The sequence below is a fragment of the Novosphingopyxis baekryungensis DSM 16222 genome, assembly GCF_000420305.1.
Classification (GTDB): domain Bacteria; phylum Pseudomonadota; class Alphaproteobacteria; order Sphingomonadales; family Sphingomonadaceae; genus Novosphingopyxis; species Novosphingopyxis baekryungensis.
Genome location: NZ_ATUR01000007.1, coordinates 221,649 through 242,032, shown reverse-complemented (window position 1 = coordinate 242,032; position 20,384 = coordinate 221,649). Strand labels below are relative to the sequence as shown.

The window sequence follows — 20,384 nt, the reverse complement described above, 5'->3', positions numbered from 1 at the left end:
ACCTCGCCCGTGGTCGCAGCACGCGCAGTGTCACCAGCCAGGCGGCGTTTGCCAGCCTCCATGAACTCCTTGGACCAGGTGTAATACAGGCTCTGGGCGATGCCTTCGCGACGGCACAGTTCGGCAATGGAGTCATCACCGCGCAGGCCGTCGAGCACAATCCTGATCTTGTCTTCAGCGGAAAAATGCCGACGGGTCTTGCGGCGGATGTCTTTCACCACCTGCTCGGCAGGCAATTTGGACTTCGAGGATTTGGGCTTCATCTTCGCTCCTTCGTCACTACGACGAAGCCCAAATCCTCCTTAAATCACAACCTCAAATCTGTGCCATTGGCGCTGACGGGGGACACTGTCGAGTACCGGCCTCAGCCTAGTGTATCCCGGCCGGCCATCGGCCATACCGCTGGCCATGACGCTGCTCGTCATCGCCGGATGCTGCTATTCCATTTCCGAGCTGTTCCATAACGCCCTGCTGCCGGCGGCAGGCAACGCACGGCAGGTCCCTGCCATTTCCGGGCTTGGCCTGTCCGCAGGCAGCGCCGGGGCGGTGCTTCTGTTGGCCGCGACGCTATATCTCACGCGCAATCCACCAGCGGGCATGACGGAAGCCGATGTGGCGCGCCTGTCCGGCCTGGCCTGCGGTATCTGGATGCTGCTGTTCATGGCCCCCTTCTTCCGCTTCATGCCGGATTTGCCAGGTGCGGCCGGGCGCTGGCGCGGCGTGAGCCCCTGGCCCGAAAGCCTCAATATTTTGCGCACCGTCAAGGCGCTGTTTGGCGACTTCCCGAACGTGATGCGCTTTCTGGTGGCGCGTATGATTTTCATGGACGGGCTGACCGCCCTTTTCGCGATTACCGCAGTCTACACCGCCGGCGCGCTGGGCTGGGACCGCAGCGAGACGGCGGCCATGGGCATATTGGCCACCATTGCGGCCGTGCTGGGCGGCTTTCTCGGCAGCTGGCTGGATCGACGCTTCGGACCGCGCAATGCCATCATCGGTGAGTTGTTCACCATCACCGCCATTTTCCTGTTTCAGCTTTCCGTCACCCGCGATGCGCTGTTTTTCGGGTTGGTGCCGATTGCGGGGGGCGCGGATGACGGCAGCATGTTTGGCGGCGCGACCGATCTGATCTATCTGGCGTCCATGGTGCCGACCGCCGCACTGATCGTGGCGGCCTACAGTTCCAGCCGCTCGCTGCTCGTCGCGTTGAGCCCGGCAGACCGGCTGGGCCAGTTCTTCGGCATTTACGCCATGACGAGCACGGTGACCGTATGGGTCGGGCCGGGCCTGGTCGCGCTGACGACATGGTTGAGCGACAGCCAGCGGATCGGCTTCGGCAGCCTCATGCTGTTGTTCCTCATGGGAAGCGTGCTCATGCTGCGCGTCCGACGACCGTCCCTGACGACGTAAACCCGGCGTCTATTTCGGGCGATAGAGGTTGAAATGCGTATTGACCGTGAGCCGCAGCATTTCCTCCTCATTCGCAAAGTCGGTCTCAAACAGCATTTCGATCATCGCGTAGAGAAATTCCAGCGCGAGACGTGCCGGTGCGATACGCGCATCGACATGGTCGCTGAGCCCCTGATTATAGAGGAAGCGTGAGATAAGCTGCGCCATTTCGACATGGGAATTGAGCCTCACATCCCGCAATTCCGGCAAAGCTCTCAGCGAGACGAGCAGGGCATAGCTTCCCTTGAACGCCCGCGTCTGGGCATAGGACTGGCGCACCGTCACCTCGCAAGCGGCGCGAAAATCCTCAGCGGTCTTGATAACCAGCCCGGTATCACGCCGCAGAACCTCACTTTGCGCCAGCATCAGGCGCTCGCCCAGTTCACGCAGCAATGCCTGCTTGTTGGCAAAATAGTGATAGAATGTCGGCGGCGTCACCCCGGCACGCTCTACGATGGCGTTGGAGTTGAACGCCGCCAGACCCTTGTCCGCCAGCAAATCCTGTGCCGCAGCGATCAATTTGTCCTTCGTGGATATTTTCGGCAATTCTCAACTCCCTGGGCATTTCTTCGGCCGGACACCGCGCTCCGGTGTCGTCAGCCGGAAACGGCTAGGCGACCATCCCACAACCACATCGCCGCGCAATGCAATATAGTAATTGCTACAATCGCGCTCTTATAGTAAATACTAGAAAGGAAGCCACCGCCGATCGAAGCGATGGCCGGAGACAGGAGCGATGGGATGGGCAAGTGTGACGAGCATGGTCTGCAAGTGATGGGCAAGCGGTGCATGGCCACCCTTATGGCCGGGTCAGCCCTGCTATTCGGTCCATCCTGCCTGGCGCAAGATAGGCCTGCTCCAGCCGATGAGGCATCCAGATCGACAGTCTCGCCCGATAACGCACCCGATAATCCCAACGTCATCGTGGTAACGGCGACCAAGCGCGAGCAGACGCTACAAGATGTGCCAGTGGCCGTTAGCGTGGTGAGCGAAGCCACCATCGAAAATGCGCAGATCATCGACATTTTCGATATTCAGTCGGTCGTGCCCTCCCTGCAGGTATCGCAGCGCAGCGCCGCTGGCGGGAACAGCTTCACCATTCGCGGCTTCGGCAACGGCCAATCCAATCCTGGCGTGGAACCGTCCGTCGGCGTTTTCGTCGACGGGGTCTATCGGTCACGCTCTTTTGGCGCGATCTCCGATCTGGCTGAAATCCAGCGAATCGAAGTGTTGCGCGGTCCGCAATCGACGCTTTTCGGGCGCAATTCCTCTGCCGGTGTCGTGTCGATCGTCACGAAGAAGCCGGAGTTCGCCTTGGCTGGCAAGGTCGAGGCGACCTATGGCAATTATGACCAGCGGATCCTGCGCGGCTATATTACCGGGCCGATTGCCGACAATCTTGCCGTCTCGCTGGAAGGCGGCCTGAACAAGCGCGATGGTTTTGCGACCAATGTGATCACCGGCGGCGATCTGAATGAGCGCGATCGCTGGAACATCCGCGGGCAGATCTATTTCGAGCCATCGGACCGGCTGTCCGTGCGCGTGATCGGTGATTACGATCGTTTCGATGAAAATTGCTGCTACGCCGGCATCGTGCAATCCGGTCCGGTCACGCCGCTAATCCGCGCGCTTGGCGGCACGATCATTACTGATGATCTGTTCCGCTATGAAGCTGCCTTCACCCGCGATCCCAGAACGAAACTGACCAATGGCGGCGTCAGCGCGCAGATCGATGCCGATCTGGGCTGGGGCTCCATCACCTCGATCACCGCCTATCGGGAACTGGATCTGCTCGACAGTACCGACAGCGACTTCACCTCGCTGGACACGATCGATCTGACGTCGAATGACGTCGAGATCGGCACCTTCACGCAGGAAATCCGCCTTTCGGGCGAAACGGACCGCTTCGACTGGCTGGTCGGTGGATTCTATACCAATGAAACGGCCGATGTCGGCGCGACGATCTCCTATGGTCCGGATCAGCGCGCTTTCGCCAACGCCTTGTCCGGCGGGGGGCTGTTGGCCGCGGAGCAAGCCTTGCTGGCCGCCGGCGTGCTGCCGCCCGGCACGCGCTTGCAGAGCGCGGATGATTTTTCTCGCCAGATATTCCGGCAGCGCCAGGAATCCTTTTCCCTCTTCGGTCAGCTCGACGTCCCGGTAACGGACAGGCTGACGCTGACGGCAGGGCTGAACTATTCCATCGATCGCAAGAAGGTGTCATTCCAGGATGATAACCGCTTCACCTTCTCCAACCTCAATCTGATATCGATCGGTGGCGGCTTCCTGACGCAGCAGGCTATCGCGCAAGGCTTTGTTGCCGCCACGGGCGGCACGCTGCCCCCCACCGCGCAGAATATCGGCGCGTTCGCAGCGGCCAATCCAGCGGCGTTCGCGCAGATACGGGCCGGTGCACAGGCGTTTGCCAACGCCAACGCTGCCAACCCGGCGGTCAATCCGTTGCTGCCACTCGCGGCGTTGCAGTTTCTGCCGCCCAGCGTCGAATTCCCGAACTCCGTTGAGGATGGCCGCAGCCGGGATGACGATGTCAGCTACACCTTGCGCGCCGCCTATGAACTGACCGATAATCTCAACGCCTATATTTCCTACGCGACAGGATTTAAACCGACATCGTGGAATCTCAGCCGCGACAGCCGGCCTGCGCCCGATGATATTGCAGCGCTGGCCGCAGCCGGCCTTCTGCCCGATATCACCAGAGTGGCTCTTGGCACCTATGCCGGCTCGCGCAAAGCCGCGCCCGAGCAGTCGCGCGTGTTCGAGCTTGGCCTGAAATCGCAATTCAATTGGGGCAGCGTATACCTGACGCTGTTCGATCAAAAGATCGACAATTTCCAGACCAACGCCTTTCAGGGCACCGGCTTCGTCTTTCTCAACGCTGGCCAGCAGAGCTCCAGAGGCGCCGAACTGGAGATCTTCGCCAGCCCCGCACCCTGGATCGATCTGAATGTCGGCGCGACCTACATCGATGCGGTGTACGACGATTATGTCGGTGCGCCGGGCCTGGGCGGCGTTCCCGTCGATCTGTCCGGTACCAGGGTTCCGCAGATCCCCGAATTCGCCAGTTCGACAGCGGTGACGCTGAAGCAGGACTTCGGCTGGGCCAACGCCTTTGCGCGCATGGACTGGCAGTATGAAACCAGCGCGCAGCTGGAAACCAATTTGCCCGAAGCGCTGAAGCGGCAGGTCAGCACATTCAACGCCTCGCTTGGTCTCAATCTAACCAGCGGCCTCGAATTCCTGATCTATGGCCGCAATATTTTTCAGGACAAATATTACACGGGCGGCTTCCCGGCCGTCGGTCAGCAAGGCTCCTATCTGGCTTACCCCAATGCCCCGCGGACCTATGGCATAACCGTCCGTCAGAAGTTCTGACCGGCTGCCAACCCGTCACTCGGCACTGTCGCCGGAAGCTGCAAGCCCTGCGCGCTGCAAGCGACCGCTCTGGTGCCCAGCAGGCGCGCTTGGAACCGATTGGCGTTACCGTGCCAGACCAAGTGCTTCCCGGTCTACGGTGGCAGCAGCATATTCGGCTTGCGCTTCGGCAAAGCGCAGCTGCGCATCGATCAGCCGGATCGCGGTGTTTGCGGCCAGTTCCTCGCGCTGGTTCACCACGAAGAAGTCTGCAGCGCCAAGCTGAAAGCGGCGGCGCTCGGCAGCGGCCAGTTTCTGGGCCAAAACCAGCTCCTGCCTGGCCGTATCGACCAACCGCTCCGTGCCCGTCATTTCGATATTCAGTTTCTCGATCTGGTTGACGATTTGGTCCCGCTGATAGCGCTGCCGCCAGGCCAGCCCATCCAGCTCGCCACGCGCCGTGCGCAGCCGCCCGCGCGCCGCCCGGTTTTCCAAAGGCATCGAGAAACGGAATCCCACGATCACTTCCAGCGGCGTGCGGCTGGGGCCGCCCAACCCTTCCGCACCGAAATCCTTGCCCACTTCGCCGAAGGCATCGAGCCTGGGAGAAAGATCATTCTGCGCCAGCGCGAGCCGCACCAGACCCTGGTCCACGCGCGACAACAGGGTCTGGATTTCGGGGCGATCTTGCAGGGCGAAATCGCTGGCCCCCTGCCCGATGGTCAGCGCATTTGCGCTGGCCGGCAATTGGGCTGGCAACGGACGCACCGGATCGCCATCGGCATCGCGATAATAGAGCGACAGGGCGTTGGCGGCGGCGGCGAATTTCTGTTCGGCTTCAATCACCAGAGCGCGGCGGCGCACCAGATTCTGCTGATTTTCGGTCAGCAATATATCCGCCTGCGCGCCCAGCTCCACCTGGCGGCTGATGCCGCCGCGGCGGCTCTCGGCCAGCTCCACCAGATCCTGATAGACCTGTAACCGCAATCCCGCCGCGACCCATTGCTGATAGGCCTGAACGGCGCGCGCCTGCACGCCGATGGCGGTGGCCTGCGATTCGAACCGTGCAATATCGATATCCTGGCTGGCGATCGTCAGCTTGGCCCGCCGTTCGTCGATCAGCCGATCGCGCAACAGGGCATACAGGCCGCCGATCTTGATCTCGCCGAGCTGATTGGTGAAATATTCATCCTCGTAGATCGGGAAATCGCCGCGCGCATTGCGGTACTGACCGTATAAATACCCGCCATTGGTCTGGAGTGGGCGGGTGGCGCCGCCCTTGACGTAGGTGCCATCATAATAGCCCAGCGCCCGGCCGCGGCCTTCGGCATCGAACACAATATCGAACGCGCCCTCTGCGGACAGGGCGCGGCCCTGGGCCTGACGGATGCCGGCCAGCGTCGCGATGACCTGCGGTGCCGTGCGGGCGGACGATCGCAGCACATCGTCCAGCGTCAGGGTGCCGGTACGCGCGGCGGTTGCATCGGCGGGCACAAGATAGGCCTCGTCCGGAACCGGGCCCTGTTGCGGATAGAGGATGTCCATGTCCCGTTCCCAGGGATGCGGCACCCAGGCATCGTCTTTCTGCCGGTCGAACTGGTCGGGGCCGATCAGGACAGGCAGCGGACGGGCAACGTCATCGGACAGGTCGCCAGGCGTCCTGTCCTGCGCGACAAGTGCCGCCGGCAGGAAAAACAGCGCCATGCCGGACAGCCGCCGGCGCATCATTTCTTCCGGGCTTCCGCTTCACCGGCGGTCTTGGACGCGCCGCCATAGGGCGCGCCAGCCGCGCCAGATGATCCGCTTTTATACGCGTCATCGCCGCCGCCCTGACCGAACTTCAGCGGAAAATCGTTCAGCTGGCGCCACAGTTCGTATCCGACCGTCACGGTTTCGCCCTGAACCCAGCCCAGAACATTGCTGCCTTGCCGCACGAAGCGGCGCCCGGGCCAAGGGCGCTTGCCTGGCGCCGGCTCCACGATCACCCGGAACAGCCCGTTGGGCAGCGCGATGGGATCAACCGAGCGGACGCGCCCGTCATAGATGCCTTGCGCCAGCGACGGCCAGCCGCTGAATTGCACCGCAGGGAAACCCTCGAATTCCAGCCGCACGGGGCTGCCATTATGGATCAGCGGTACATCGCGCCCGTCGATATACAGCTGCACCGCCCGCTTGATCTGTTCCGGCGCAATCACCGCCAATATGGTACCTTGCGACACCAGTTCGCTGCCCGCCGCCACATTGATTTGCTGCACGCGGCCATCGCGCGGTGCCCGCACGATCTGGGCGGACTGCCGGCTCAGCTCAGTATCGATCCGCTGCACCCCGGCGCGTGCTTCGGCAAGAGTGGCGTCCGCCTCGGCCACCTTGATCTGGGACTGCTCATAATCCCGGCGCGACGAAAGCCCTTCGCTGAAAAGCTGCCGGTTGCGATCGACGTCGATCATGGCGACTTGCCGCCGCCGGTCGATCGCATCGATCTCCAGCAGCAGCTGCTCACGCTCCGCCTGCAGCCGCTGGATCAGCTGGGGATCGACATCCTCGACCCGGGCCACCGGATCGCCGGCGGACACTTGCTGGCCGTCCTGCACGAAAAATTCGGTCACGCGGCCGGAGATCAGCGACGTGACATCGCGCACCCGGTCATCCGGATCCACGGCAATGACCTCTCCCTGCCCCTGCGCGGTCTGCACCCAAGGCACGAAAAACAGGATGCCCGTCGCCAGCGCGATGCCGCCGAGAACCAGCAGCGCGATAAGGCGCGTAAGCCGGGGCGGATGCATGCTGGCCAGCGTGGTGAAATGCGCGCTGTGCTCCGGCCGATCAGGCATGGGGGAGCACCTTGCCATCGACATGGTCGATCATGCCCTGCCGCGTCTCGAACCGCTTCTGCTCGGTACGGCCCAGCCAAAGATATCCATCCAGCTCCAGCGCTTCCGGGCGTCCGGTATTCAGCAATATGGTGGTGCCGGCCGTGCGAAGATCGTCGAGCGCGGACTTCAGTCGGTCGATCGCCATCATGTCGAACAATTGCGACAGGACTAGCACCTTGGGACGGCTAAGCAAGGCATTGGCCAGTTTGAGCGCCATCACTTCGGCAATCGACAGCGGCCAGCCGGAGGCCGCCAGCGACGTGTCCAGACCGTCCGGCAACATGGCCATGCGCTGGCTCAACCCCACCTGCTCGAGCGCGTCCATCATGTCCTCGCCCGATCGTGCGGGCGCGGCGAGGGTCAGATATTCGCGGACCGTCACCTCCACGATCGTGGGCCGGTCGAGCACCATGATGGCCGAGCGCAGCAGATACATGTCGAACGAACCCAGATCGCTGCCGCCGATCGAAACGATACCGCGATCGGGCATGCTGTGCCGCTTCAGGACCAGCGCCAGCATGCGGTCCACGCCGGGCTCCATCACCGTCACCAGCTGTTCGCCGCTGCCCACGGAAAAATCGAAATGCCCACCATCTACGCTGACATTGCGCATCTGGATTGCCCCATCGCGCGGTGCGGCGCCCGAGGCATCGCTGTCTTCCTGGGGTATGGAAAATAGCAGCACCAGCTCATCGGAACTCGCCGCCAGTTCGTAGAATGTGTCGAGATACCAGCCCAGTTGAAAGATGCCGTAGAAGACCCCGGACAGGATCAGCTCGGCAGCCACCAACTGGCCGATCGTGAGCTCTCCGCTCAAAATAAGGGACCCGCCCAGCGCCAGCAGCGCGGCACTGGCAAAGGCATAGACGAGGAAAAAGGCCAGCGTCTGTGCAAAGATATGCCGGAAATAACGCTTGTGCGTCTCGACATAATTGGCCGTCACGGTCTCCGACCGGTCCATGGCGAAACCCAGATGGCGGCTCGACTTGTAGAAACCGTTGGAAGCGCCCACGCTTTCCAGCCAGTGCGCGGTTTCATGCTTGGCCTCGGACAAAGCCACGGACTGGGTGATCGCACCGCGCCGCCAGATCAGCCAGATCAGTGCGCAGACCAGCACCAGGATCACATTGAACGCCAGAAAGAACGGGTGATAGAAACTGGTCACCGCCAAACCGACGACTGCCTGAAGGATGATGGTGAAGGCACCGATCACGAGGCTGGGAACGGCCTTTTGCACCACGGTAAGATCGAAATAGCGATTGAACAGGCTGGAACGGTTTTCGTCGTTGAAGAACGGGTTTTGCGCATGCACCGCCTTCAGCGTTATCTGCGCCACCACGCGGGCGAAGAAGCGGCGTTCGAACAGGAACATGATGTAAAAACGCAGCGCGCTCAGCAGCGCGACGATCAACAGCAGCAGCAGCAGCACGCCGGACAGGGTCCACAACGGCGCCGGCAATGCGGTACGTGCCACCGAATTGATAAGCACCTGGACCGAAATCGGCGTGGCGAGCGACAGCAGGCTGATCGCCAAGGTGTAGACAAGCCCAATGGTGATGTAGCGCGAATCCGGCCCGATAATCTGCGCCATCCATGCAGCGGCATCGCGGTATCCCAGGCGTTTGCCAGCCATCAGTCGCGATAAAGGTAACGCATTGCGCTAACCGTCTTCCATTGCGTGAACTCTTCGTGAGGCTTTCCTTCAGCACCGAGGCGATTGCGGGTCAAGTCACAACGGAAAGCCGGGCAAGCTGCCAGGCCGCGCCGCACTGCTCGACCGACCGGGCTTCGGCGTGTGACGCTCTCAGCCCCTGGCCTTTTGGCGCAGCCGACCACCAGCTACATGGCTGGCGTGCCGCCCGTGATTGGACGGTGCGAACCGCGTCGCTGCACAGGATCAGGTTGTTCGTCATTTGCGCGGTTGCCGCTGATGCGGGCCGAAATCCTGGGCGCGACATTCACCTGCCTGGAATTGTTCGCGAGGACATCGAACTTTAACCTTTTCGCCCAACGACTATGCTAGCTTTGCCGTAAGTGCTTGTTCGGGACGGCAGTGGCGGCGTTATCGCTTATGAAATTGATCATCCGCAATCTTCTCTGGATCGTGCCGTCCGTGGTTCTGATCCTCGGCGTGCTCACTTACGCGGCCTTCTCGACAGCCAGAACGCAGGCAGAGGAAGTTGCGCTCGTCGACCTCAGCGCGACGCGGCAAATCGCAACCGGTGATCTTCAGCGCAAATTGGACATGATTGCCCAGATCGAGCGGCGGGCCAGCACCCTGATGTTGCAGAACCTGGCCAGCGGCAATGCCGAGGTCGAGCCGTTCGAACGCATCTTTACGCAGCAGGCCGACGGCACCTTCCGTACCCCCGACGCTCTGTGGGATGGTTCCCTGCGTTCGGGCGGCATCCGGCTTTCGGGCATCGGCGGCATGATGCTGGGTGATGGTACCGACCAGCGCGCACGGACAAACATGCGCGCGGCATATGGTGCCATGAAGGCAATGGTCGGCGGCCTGCCCGCCTCGATCGGGAACCTGTATTTTTTTACGCCGTCAAACGATCTGCTCATCTGGGCTCCCGCGCGCGAAGACCGGTTGCTTTTCTATCGCCGCGATGCGCCGCCGGAATTTGATTTTCAGGACGAAGAATTCTCGACCATCAGTGCCCCGTCGGTCAATCCGTCGGGCAGCTTTCGGTGCACTAGCCTGCAGCGACCGGCTTATGATCAGGAGCAAAGCCGCTGGACCACGGGATGTATGCTGCCCGTGCGGGCCGACGGCGCCCATATTGGTGCCTGGGGCATCAGCATTCCGCTGCCCACCCTGATCCGTGAGCTTCCGGCGGACAGTGCCGATCAGACCACCATCATTATTTCGGATCAGGGGCAGTTGATCCGCCATCCTTCGCTCGTTGATGAGGGCGCAACGCCGTCACCCGGGGGTTTGCAGCGCCCGGCAGCTACTGCGCCCGGGCGCGAAGATATCTTCGCCTATGCCAAAACCATCGGGCGCGAACCGCAAACCGGTTATGTGGCGGCACTGGACGCCTATGTCTCGGCAGAACGTCTTAACAATACCCCGTGGATCGTCCTGACGTTGATGCCGCAGGCACGCGTGCGCGATCGCAGCCTGGCCGTAGCGGCGCCGATCATGTTTGGCGGGGCGGTGGGCGCCATCATTCTGGTTGGCATTCTGGCGCTGTTCTTCGGCCGCGAAATCAGCGCGCCGCTGGGCAGGCTGGCCAAGCGCGCCGATGCCCTTTCGCTTGGCCTGTCGAAGCGGCGACAGGCTGCGAGCGATCACAGCCTTCGCGGCAATGAGATCGGCAGGCTCAATATCGCATTCGAGCGGATGGAACAGCGGATCGCCGAGGACCAGCGGCAGCTGATGCAGTCTTTCGATACGCTCGCAGATGCGGTCGAGGGTTATGCCATGATGGTCGTCGCCACGGACGGACAGGTCCAGCGTGCCAATGCCGCCGCGCTGGATCTGTTTCCGGATCTGGAAAACAACCCTCATCTCATGACGATATACGGCTATGATGCCGCTGCGCGCGATGCGGCGGCGCAATTGCTGGCGGATACGCGCGACAAGGGCGGCATGAAAACCCGTTTGCGCCAGTTCAAACGGCAGGAACGCCCGGTCTGGCTGGAAGAAAATGTAGAGCCGCTGAAGGACGAGGATGGCGAGATCTATGCCTATGCCTATGTAGCCCACGATCAGACCGAACAGCGCGCCCGGCAGATGCAGGTGGAGCAGAGCCTGCTGTTCCTGGAAATGGCGCAGACCACCGCAGCTATGGGGCATTTCAATTTTGATCCTGCAACCATGACGCTCACTTTGTCTTCCTGGGTTCGCGACCAGCTGGGCCTGGCTGACGAGACGCTGCCGCTAGCCGAACTGATGGACTTCATCGTCGAAGAGCGGCGTGAGGAGGCTGCTGCGACGATCGCCGCGGCCATCGTGGCGGAAGACGAATTCTCGTTCGAAACGATTTTCCGCAATGTCGATGGCGGGCTGATGAACATCGCAATATCCGGCGTTGCCATTCATAATCATGACACGGCGCACGGGCGCGTGCACAGCTTCTTCGGGATAGCGCAGGACATAACTGCGGAGCGAAGCGCGGAAAACGCCCTCCGAACCGCCCGGGATGAGGCGCGCGATCAGCTTGCCGCGCGCACCAATTTGCTGGCCGTGGTCTCGCACGAAATCCGCACGCCGATGACCGGTATTTTGGGTGTGATCGATCAGGTCCGCAACGAGCGCTCCATCGCGCAGCGCAATCGCGCTCTTTCGCTGGTTGAGGAATCCGCAGAGGCGCTGGTGGTGACCCTGGACGCCATTTTACAGCAGGCGCTGGCGACGAGCGAGGCGAGCAGCCTGCCGCAAAAACGGTTCGACCCTGCCAAACTGGTCGAACGAACGGCGGGGCTGTTCCGTCCGCTGGCGCGGCGCAAGGGACTGCAGCTGGAAGCGCAGCTAGGCTGCGGAGGGAGCGTGATCGGCGATCCTTCGCGCATCCAGCAGGTCCTCGCCAATTTCGTGTCCAACGCGGTCAAGTTCACGCAGTCCGGGCGCGTGGTCCTGACCTGCGACCCTCCGAAAGCGGAAGGCGAGCCCTGGGTCTTCACCGTCACCGACACCGGCCCCGGCATCCCGCATGACAGGCTCGCGACCCTGTTCGAACCCTTTGGCGGTACGCGAACGGATTCGCTGGGCAAGGCTTCCGGAACCGGGCTTGGCCTTTCGATCACTAAGGGGCTGGCCGAAGCGATGGGCGGAGCGGTGCGGGCCGAAAGCGAGGCCGGCAAAGGTACGTCACTGGTGCTGGAATTGCCCCTGGAGCTGGCACCCGACCCGGCCTTGCAGGAGGGCGACGAACCGGGCGGGACGATCTATTTCGAGACGACAAGCGCGTCGACGGCCGTGCTGATCGAGGCGCTGGCAAGCGAGGCCGGGATGAATGCCAAACGCGCCGCGGACTATTCGGGCGAACCGGATGCGCGTCTGATCCTGGTGGCCGACGAGGCCATGGTTGGGCAAACGCCCGAAGATTTGCAGCAAGCGGCTGACCGCGTCATTCTGCTGACGCAGGACGGGTCGGGATGGGATGGCGACGGCGCACCTGGCCAGCGCATGCAGCGTTTGCCGATGTCCGATATAGCCCGCAGACTGCCCGGGATATTGAACGGCGAACATAACCATGGATGACGATATCCCGGCGCAGGAACGCGCGGAGATTTTGCAAATTCGGCTGAACCGCGCCGAGCGGGCGCTGCAGGAAGCCGAAACCGCACTGGAAGCGCGCATGCGCGATCTGTACCAGGCCAATCAGGAACTCAGCCAGCGCGAAAGCGACCTCGCCGAGCGCCTGGAGATCGAGAGCCGACATCTGCTGCGTGCGCAGGCCACCGCCAAAATGGCGACGATCTTTGGACAGAAGGGCAAGCCGTTTACCGCCTCACGCGCCGCCAATGATCTGCTGGGCCTGCCGCAGGATGACGAACCAATGCTGGAGAAACTGGTGGCGGCGCTGCATCCGCTGGACGCGAGCCGCATAATGCGCAGTGGTCTGGACTTCTTCAGAAAGATGCCGCCCGGCATCGATCATGTCTTCGAGCACCGCATCCGCCGTTACGACACGCGCGAGGTGCGCTGGCTGCGCTGGTCGATCCGGCGTGAACGCGCCACCGAAACCACCCCCGCCATCACGCTCGGTACCGTGCAGGATTTCACCGAACGCCGCGCCGATGCACGCCAGGTTCAGGCCCTGCAATATCGGGCCGAACGGCGCGTTCGCGAGCTTGACAAGCTGAGCCAGGAACTGGCGGCAGAGCAGCGAAAAACAGAGCAGGCGCTCGAAACGCGGACCCGCTTCATCACGGAAATGGCGCATGCCATCCGCACACCGCTGAACTCACTGACGGGCGGCATCGAGCTGCTGTCGGACAAGGTCCATAGGGATGATGCCGATTTTGCCGTGGTGCAAGAGGCCAATGAACAGCTCACGTTGATCGCCAATCGCCTGCTCGAGGAGGCCGGCGGGGAGCAGCGTCCTGCCGACATCGCGGCGGGTCCCTCACCCGTGGCGCGTGAGACCGGCGACGGAAGGGCCGTCGAACCCGGGCAGAAGCTGCGCGTGCTGTTGGCGGAGGACACCGAAAGCAATCGCTACGTCATCGAAGCCATGCTTGGCGGGATGGGATGCGATGTCACCAGCGTTGGCGATGGCGCCGAGGCGGTAGAGCGGGTGCGGCGGGAAGGGTTCGATCTGGTTCTGATGGATGTGATGATGCCGCTGATGACCGGCGAGGAAGCCACGCAGGCGATCCGCGCCTTGCCCGGCCCTGCGTCGCGCACGCCGATCGTCGGCATTACAGCGCACAGTTTGCAAGCCGAGCGCGAACGCCTGCTGTCTGCCGGCATGACCGCCTGCCTGGCCAAGCCGATCCGTCGGGACGCGCTGGAGACAGCGCTGCAGACCGCGCGGATCGTGGGACAGAATTATCAGGCCGTGCAGGCGCGTTTCGATCATGAACTGTTCCAGCGTGCCTTTCTGGATCTGCCGGCTGCCTATCGCGAGCGGATGCGCGATGCGGCCCGCAAGGATATCGGCCAATATTCCACCGCCGTACTGAAGGCGATCGAGGCGAAGGATGACGAACAGCTGTCGCGGGCCGCGCATACCCTGAAGGGCGTATCGCTGAATGTCGGCGCCGTCGGCATTGTCGAGGAGCTCACCCGGTTTCGTGAAGCCTATGGATCGCGCGGCGATCCATCGCCCGATCCCTTGCGCCAGGAGATCGCCGCCAGCCTGCTGGCCATCGACGATCTCTACAGGGCGCTGATCGAGGGCAATCAATAGGCGCCGCGCCCTCCGATCACGGCCGGGATGGTCTGCACCATCAGGCGCATGTCCATCAGGATATTGCGGCGGCGCAGATAGGCCCGGTCCATGATCGCCTGGCGGTGGAAAGGAATGTCCGCGCGGCCACTGACCTGCCAACTGCACGTAATCCCAGGCTTTCCGCCAAGCCGTTCCCACTGCGCATGGCGATAGGTGCCGACTTCGCTGGCCAGCGCGGGACGCGGGCCGACAATGGCCATGCTCCCGCCAAGCACGTTGAACAGCTGCGGCAGTTCGTCGATCGACAGGCGGCGGATGATGCGGCCCACGCGCGTGATGCGCGGATCCCGCCGCATCTTGAACGATGCCCCCTGCCTGTCCGATGCGGCAAGCAAGGCGGTTTTGCGCGCCTCGGCATCGGTGAACATCGAGCGGAATTTGACCATGCGGAAGGGTACGCCGTCCGCGCCGATGCGCGTCTGGAAGAAGAATATGGGGCCGCGGTCCTCGGTCCAGATGGCCAGTGCGGTCAGCAGCAGAAGTGGCAGCAGCACGATCAGGGCCAGCATGGCGACCGTGACATCGAGCGCGCGCTTCGTTGCATCATAGGCCCGGTCGTTCCAGCCGCGTATCTGGGCAGCCGCTGCAGCGGCGTGCAGCAAAAATGCAGCATTGCCGAGCAGATAACGCTGCGCCAGACGCCGCGGCTCCATGGCCAGACGCCACATCCATTCGCTTTTGCAGGCGCGCACCAGCTTGGGCGCGCGCGGGATGCGTCCGGAATAATAATCGAACAGGCCGCCGACGCCCAAGATCACCGGTACATCGATCCGGTGCCGGTTGCGTTCGATCCACTTTTCCTGAAGCGGCACACCGAAACCGACGAACAGGATGCCCGCCTGCGATGCGTTAATCATCGCAATGACGGCATCTTCGTCCGCCTGATCATAATAGCCATGCTGCGTTCCGCAGATCCGCAGCGCCTTGTGGCGGCTCTTCGCCCAGCCGGCGGCATCGGCGGCAACGCCCGGCGCGCCGCCCAGAAGGAACAGGCCCACGCCCTCGCAGGCCGCTTCTGCGCAGATTTCCGGATAGAGATCGGTGCCGTTGAGGTTATCCCCCAGCGCTCGCCCCGCCATCCGGGCGGCGATTTCCATGCCAACGCCGTCGGGCAGCAGCATGTCGCTATCCTTCAGCGCTTCGCGATAGGCGCGGTCGGCGCGGGCGGTATTGACGCAATGGGCATTGATGAAGTTGACCACCGTCTCCCGGCCACGGCGCGCCTTGGAGACGATGCGCCGTGCCATCTGGCCCCGCTGGGCTTTGACAAGCGGAAGGCCGAACAGCTGCGCGGTGGGGAGCTTGCTGTCCGGCGCAAAACGCAGGGCCAGCTCCTGTTCGGGAATGATCTGGAAGTCGGTTGAAGCAATCTGTTTCATGGGACGCGCTCCTTATGGTGCATTTTGCGCCATGGGCCAGGCTGGAAGAACCACGCAAAGCCGCCATTTTCCGGATTTGGCATAATAGTTGAAACACAGGCTTCGTCATCAACGAGGGCCTGTCATGTTCACCATCGCACATCGCATATCGCACATCACGGCCCGCTCGCCGGTCATGCGCGGCTTGCTTGCCTATGGCTCGGCCGAAGCCGTCAGCCGGGTCGTACGGCTGGCGAGCATTCTGATCGTTGCCCGCCGCATCTCGCCTGAAATGCTGGGCACCGCCGCTCTTGCGCTCAGTATTTTCGAGCTGGTGCGCGTTCTTGCCAATGTCGGCATCGGTCAGCGCATCATCGCCGCGCGGGACGATGAAGTGGAAGCACTCTGCAACAGCGCCCGGCAGCTGTTCTGGATCGTCTGCGTTGCCGTGGCCGCCATCCAGCTGGTGATCGCGGAAATCATGGCACGCCATTTCGGGCTGACCGAGGCGGCGATGATGCTGGCGGTGCTGTCGCTGGTTTATGTCATCATGCCACCGGGGCTGGTCTCGATCTTCCTGCTGATGCGCGAACAGCGCATGACGGCTGCAGCGCGCATCTCCGCAACGCAGACGATGCTGGACAATGCGCTGACCGTCGCGCTGGTCCTGCTGTGGCCGAGTGCATGGGCGATCATTCTGCCCAAATTGCTGACCGCGCCGCTGTGGACGCTAATGGCCCGCCATGCCTTCCCATGGAGCGGCGATCGTGCTGCCGGCTATGCACCGTACCGCGCGTTCGCCGGCTTCGGCCCTGCCATATTGGCATCCGAGATGTTCAGCGCAGCACGCATCCACGCCGACAAACTGATCATCGGTGCCCTGCTGGGGACCAACGCGCTGGGCCTGTACTATTTCGCCTTCAACGCCGGGCTCGGCATCACCCAGTCTTTCGTGGCTGCCTGCAACATCGTGATTTTCCCGCATCTCTGCAAAAGCAGCGGGGCGAACCGGGCCGAGGAATTTTGCAAGGCATTCTGGATCGGCTTGGCCTTCCTGGCCCCCGTCGTGGCGGCGCAGGTGCTGCTCGCCCCGCTCTATGTGCCGATCGTGTTCGGCGCGACGTGGGTATCGGCCACGCCCTATCTGGTCATGCTCTCGCTCGCTGCGCTGCCGCTGTACGCCGGTTCGCTGGTCGGGGCGCGCTACCGGGCCGAACAGCGCCCCTTCGCCGAAACGCGGATGATGGCGCTGGCGACAGCCGCAGCCCTGGGCGGTCTGGCCATCGGCGCGCAGATTGACCTCATCGCCGCATGCCTTGGGTTTGCCCTTGGCCTGGCCCTGACCCTGATCCCCTTTGCGGCGGCCCATCTGATCCCCCGCATCACCGTCCCGCACATCTTCCAGAAAGGAACCATCTGATGAACAAGCCGCATTTCACCGTGGTCATTCCGGCCTACAACGCCGCCAAAACCATTCGCAGCGCCATTTGCAGCGTGCTCAAGCAGAGCGATCAGGATTTCGATATCGTTGTGATCGACGATGGTTCGACCGACGACACCGTCTATGCCGCGCTGGAACTGGCTGAAACGGACGATCGCATTCGCGTTTCCAGCCAGAAGAACCAGGGCGTGTCGGCCGCCCGCAATCTGGGGGTGGCGCTGGCCCGTGGTCATCTGATCGCCTTTCTGGACGCCGATGACCGCTGGTCCGAAAACAAGCTGGCCGAACATCGCGCTTTGCATGATCGTGATCCTGCCGTCGAAGCCAGCTTTGGGCGCATCGCTTTCCGGCCAGATCAGGACGGCGCGATGGGCCATGCCAAAACCGTTTCGCAGGTTCCCGATGCCTATCTCGACATCCCGGATGCCGTGGTCGAGAACGCGGTTTGCACCTGCTCTAATCTGGTCGTCGAGCGCGATTCCTTCCTGGAGATCGGCGGATTCAGCCGTAGCATGCGCTATGCCGAGGATCAGGATTTCCTGGCGCGGTTCATCGGCGACGGACGCCTGGTCAAAGGCATTCAGGAAACCCTGGTGGATTATCGCATGAGTGCGGACGGCCTGTCCTGTGACTTCGATGCGATGCTGCAAAACTGGCGCGATCTGGCCGTTCGCTGGTCCCACAGGATCGATCTGGCCGGGGCCGAGGCGCTCTATTGTCGCTATCTCGCCCGCCGCGCGCTGCGCTCCGGTGCGCGGGCATCCGTCGCCCGCAGCTTCGTGAAGCGTGGGCTGGCGGCCCATTCACAGATTTTCCTCAGCGGTGGCCGCCGCAGCGCCCTGACCCTGGGCGGTGTTCTGGCCGCTCCGTTGATGCCTGCGAACATGCGCACCGCCCTGTTCGCCTGATCTCAAACTACTCCACCGAAATTCACAGGAGAATGAAAATGACCCGCCCGAAAATGTCCGTCATCATGCCAGTCTACAATGTCGAAGCCTATGTGGGCGAAGCCATCCGGTCGGTGCTGGACCAGACGCTGGACGCGTTGGAGCTGATTATCGTCGACGATGGCGGTACCGATGGCTCGATGGAGGTGGTGCGCCAGTTTGATGACCCGCGCATTCGCATTGTCAGCCAGGCCAATCGCGGCCTGGCTGGTGCGCGCAACAGCGGCATCGCCCACGCCCGCGCGCCGTTCATCGCGTTGCTCGATTCCGACGATCGCTGGCATCGTGACAAGCTGCTGCTGCATTATATCCATCTCATGGCCAACCCGGCAGTCGGCGTCAGCTATGCCGGTTCCCGCATGATCGACGAACATGGCGAACCACTAACGGTCGCGATGCGGCCGAAGCTTGGCCGGGTTGAGCCGAAGGACATTCTGTGCCGCAACCCGGTCGGCAATGGCAGCGCCGCGGTGCTGCGGCGCGCGGCGCTCGATCTGGCCGCCTTCCCGCATCCCGACGAGCCAGAACGCACCTGCTGGTTCGACGAGACTTTCCGCCAGTCGGAAGATATCGAAATGTGGATGCGGCTCGCCGCGGGCCATGATGTCGCTTTCGAAGGGATTGCCGGTCTGCTCACCGATTACCGCATTATCGGCGGCGCGCTGTCGGCCAATGTCGTGAAGCAATATCTCAGCTGGACCGCCATGATGCGCAAGGCCCGCGGTTTCGCGTCCGATCTGATCGAGCGTCATGGCGAAACGGCCCGGGCCTATCAGCTGCGCTATCTGGCCCGCCGCTCGGTCCAGCTCGGCAATCCGGAACTGGCGCGCAATTTGATGATGCGCGCCATGAAGGCGGCGCCGCGGCTGGTTTGGGAAGAGCCGCGCAAGAGCGTGACCACGGGCGGCGCGATCCTGGTTGCCAGCGCGCTGGGGCCGGAGCGTTTTCGCAAGATCATGCAACCCTATCTGAAAGCAGCAGCATGATCCGCACCATTCACCTTCTCGACGATTTCGCCATGGGCGGCGTCACCCGGGCGCTGACCATGTTCACCCAGCCCGCCATCGCGTCCATCGCCAGCGCGCAGATCATGCCCATGGGCCGCGATCCGCGCGATGCGGCACCGCTGCGTGCGGATGTCATCATCTGTCACGTCCCGCCATGCTGGAGCCGCCTGCCCTATCTGGCGATGCTCCGGCTGCACAATCCGAAGGCCCGCATGATCCATGTGGAGCATAGCTATACGAAGGCGTTCGAGGCGCATCGCGTATCCGCCCCCCGCCGCTTCCGCATGCTGCTGAAACTGGCGGCGCGCTGCTTCGATGAAATCGTGTGCGTGTCCAAGGCGCAGCGCAACTGGATGGTCGGCACTGTCGGTATTCCAGCTGCAAAGGTCCAGGTCATCTATCCGTGGAGCGGCCGCGATGAACTGATGGACATAGCGCCCGCCCGGCCGCGCAAGGACGCGCCGCTGCGCCTGCTCGCCTATGGCCGCTTTTCTCATGAGAAGAATTTCGCCAATCTGATCCATGCGATGGCAAAATTCAGCCCGGCGCGCGCGCAGCTGACCCTGTTTGGGCGTGGACCGGAACAGCCCGATCTTGCCGCCGCTGCCACGGGCCTGCCCCATGTCACGCTGCACGGCGCGACAGACGATCCGGGCGAATATCTGGCCCGGTGCGATGCGGTCATCGTGCCATCGCTCCATGAAGCGTTCGGGCTGGTCGCAACCGAGGCGCGCATGGCGGGCCGGGCCATTATCGTGGCCGATGTCGATGGTCTTCCGGAGCAGGCCGCCAAAGGCGGGATCGTGGCGCCCATGCACTCCGCGGACGATATAGCCGCGGCCATTGCCCGGGCGCTGCAAGCTCCGATCGCAAATATGGGGGCGCAGGCGCGGGACCATGTGCAGGAACAGCACCGCAGGATTCTCGATGGCTGGCGCGTGGTGTTGACCCGCAAGGCGCATGTGCGTTCGGCCATGCCCGCCATGACGGGCTATTTCAGCACGGACAGCATGGCATAGGACATCACGG

14 protein-coding genes are annotated in these 20,384 nt (G+C 62.7%); 8 read left to right on the top strand and 6 right to left on the bottom strand.

Features of this window, described 5'->3' with window-relative positions; genetic code table 11:
• The coding region (locus tag G410_RS0112945; RefSeq protein WP_022674091.1) for an IS3 family transposase at positions 1–263 on the bottom strand (263 nt) is incomplete at its 3' end.
• A 145-nt stretch (positions 264–408) separates the two neighbouring features.
• On the opposite strand from G410_RS0112945, the gene G410_RS0112940 reads away from it, so the two are divergent.
• Positions 409–1,410, top strand: a complete 1,002-nt coding sequence (locus G410_RS0112940; protein ID WP_022674090.1) for an MFS transporter — start codon at positions 409–411, stop codon at positions 1,408–1,410.
• A 9-nt stretch (positions 1,411–1,419) separates the two neighbouring features.
• Here G410_RS0112940 and G410_RS0112935 read toward each other — a convergent pair whose 3' ends face one another.
• Positions 1,420–1,995, bottom strand: a complete 576-nt coding sequence (locus G410_RS0112935; RefSeq protein ID WP_022674089.1) for a TetR/AcrR family transcriptional regulator — start codon at positions 1,993–1,995, stop codon at positions 1,420–1,422.
• A 243-nt stretch (positions 1,996–2,238) separates the two neighbouring features.
• On the opposite strand from G410_RS0112935, the gene G410_RS0112930 reads away from it, so the two are divergent.
• Positions 2,239–4,839, top strand: coding sequence for a TonB-dependent receptor (locus G410_RS0112930; protein ID WP_033317669.1), 2,601 nt, complete (start codon positions 2,239–2,241; stop codon positions 4,837–4,839).
• A 105-nt stretch (positions 4,840–4,944) separates the two neighbouring features.
• Here G410_RS0112930 and G410_RS0112925 read toward each other — a convergent pair whose 3' ends face one another.
• The 3 genes from G410_RS0112925 to G410_RS0112915 are packed head-to-tail and all read right to left on the bottom strand — an operon-like array spanning position 4,945 to position 9,324.
• On the bottom strand, positions 4,945–6,546 hold the full coding sequence (locus G410_RS0112925; RefSeq protein ID WP_245559367.1) for a TolC family protein: 1,602 nt from the start codon (positions 6,544–6,546) through the stop codon (positions 4,945–4,947).
• The gene (locus tag G410_RS16770; protein ID WP_022674086.1) at positions 6,543–7,649 is read right to left on the bottom strand and encodes an efflux RND transporter periplasmic adaptor subunit; all 1,107 of its coding nucleotides are present in this window, start codon (positions 7,647–7,649) and stop codon (positions 6,543–6,545) included. Before G410_RS16770 ends, G410_RS0112925 begins: the two co-directional genes overlap by 4 nt.
• The gene (locus G410_RS0112915; RefSeq protein WP_022674085.1) at positions 7,642–9,324 is read right to left on the bottom strand and encodes an ABC transporter transmembrane domain-containing protein; all 1,683 of its coding nucleotides are present in this window, start codon (positions 9,322–9,324) and stop codon (positions 7,642–7,644) included. The genes G410_RS16770 and G410_RS0112915 overlap by 8 nt, the downstream gene beginning before the upstream one ends.
• A 438-nt stretch (positions 9,325–9,762) precedes the next feature.
• On the opposite strand from G410_RS0112915, the gene G410_RS0112910 reads away from it, so the two are divergent.
• Both G410_RS0112910 and G410_RS0112905 read left to right on the top strand, forming a co-directional pair.
• Positions 9,763–12,906 (top strand): ATP-binding protein, encoded by a 3,144-nt coding sequence (locus G410_RS0112910; RefSeq protein WP_022674084.1) that lies wholly within the window; start codon positions 9,763–9,765, stop codon positions 12,904–12,906.
• Positions 12,899–14,560, top strand: coding sequence for an ATP-binding response regulator (locus G410_RS0112905; RefSeq protein WP_022674083.1), 1,662 nt, complete (start codon positions 12,899–12,901; stop codon positions 14,558–14,560). The genes G410_RS0112910 and G410_RS0112905 overlap by 8 nt, the downstream gene beginning before the upstream one ends.
• Here the strand turns inward: G410_RS0112905 and G410_RS0112900 are convergent.
• On the bottom strand, positions 14,554–15,981 hold the full coding sequence (locus G410_RS0112900; protein ID WP_022674082.1) for a WecB/TagA/CpsF family glycosyltransferase: 1,428 nt from the start codon (positions 15,979–15,981) through the stop codon (positions 14,554–14,556). The genes G410_RS0112905 and G410_RS0112900 overlap by 7 nt on opposite strands.
• A 124-nt stretch (positions 15,982–16,105) precedes the next feature.
• On the opposite strand from G410_RS0112900, the gene G410_RS16765 reads away from it, so the two are divergent.
• From G410_RS16765 to G410_RS0112880, 4 genes are read left to right on the top strand one after another with little or no spacing between them, the layout of a single operon-like run.
• Positions 16,106–17,380: an oligosaccharide flippase family protein gene (locus G410_RS16765; protein ID WP_022674081.1), complete on the top strand. Its 1,275-nt coding sequence runs from the start codon at positions 16,106–16,108 to the stop codon at positions 17,378–17,380.
• Positions 17,380–18,309, top strand: coding sequence for a glycosyltransferase family 2 protein (locus G410_RS0112890; protein ID WP_022674080.1), 930 nt, complete (start codon positions 17,380–17,382; stop codon positions 18,307–18,309). Before G410_RS16765 ends, G410_RS0112890 begins: the two co-directional genes overlap by 1 nt.
• A 38-nt stretch (positions 18,310–18,347) precedes the next feature.
• Positions 18,348–19,334 (top strand): glycosyltransferase family 2 protein, encoded by a 987-nt coding sequence (locus tag G410_RS0112885; protein ID WP_022674079.1) that lies wholly within the window; start codon positions 18,348–18,350, stop codon positions 19,332–19,334.
• A complete protein-coding gene (locus G410_RS0112880) occupies positions 19,331–20,374 on the top strand; it encodes a glycosyltransferase (RefSeq protein ID WP_022674078.1) in 1,044 nt (347 codons plus the stop codon). Before G410_RS0112885 ends, G410_RS0112880 begins: the two co-directional genes overlap by 4 nt.
• Positions 20,375–20,384 lie beyond the last annotated feature (10 nt).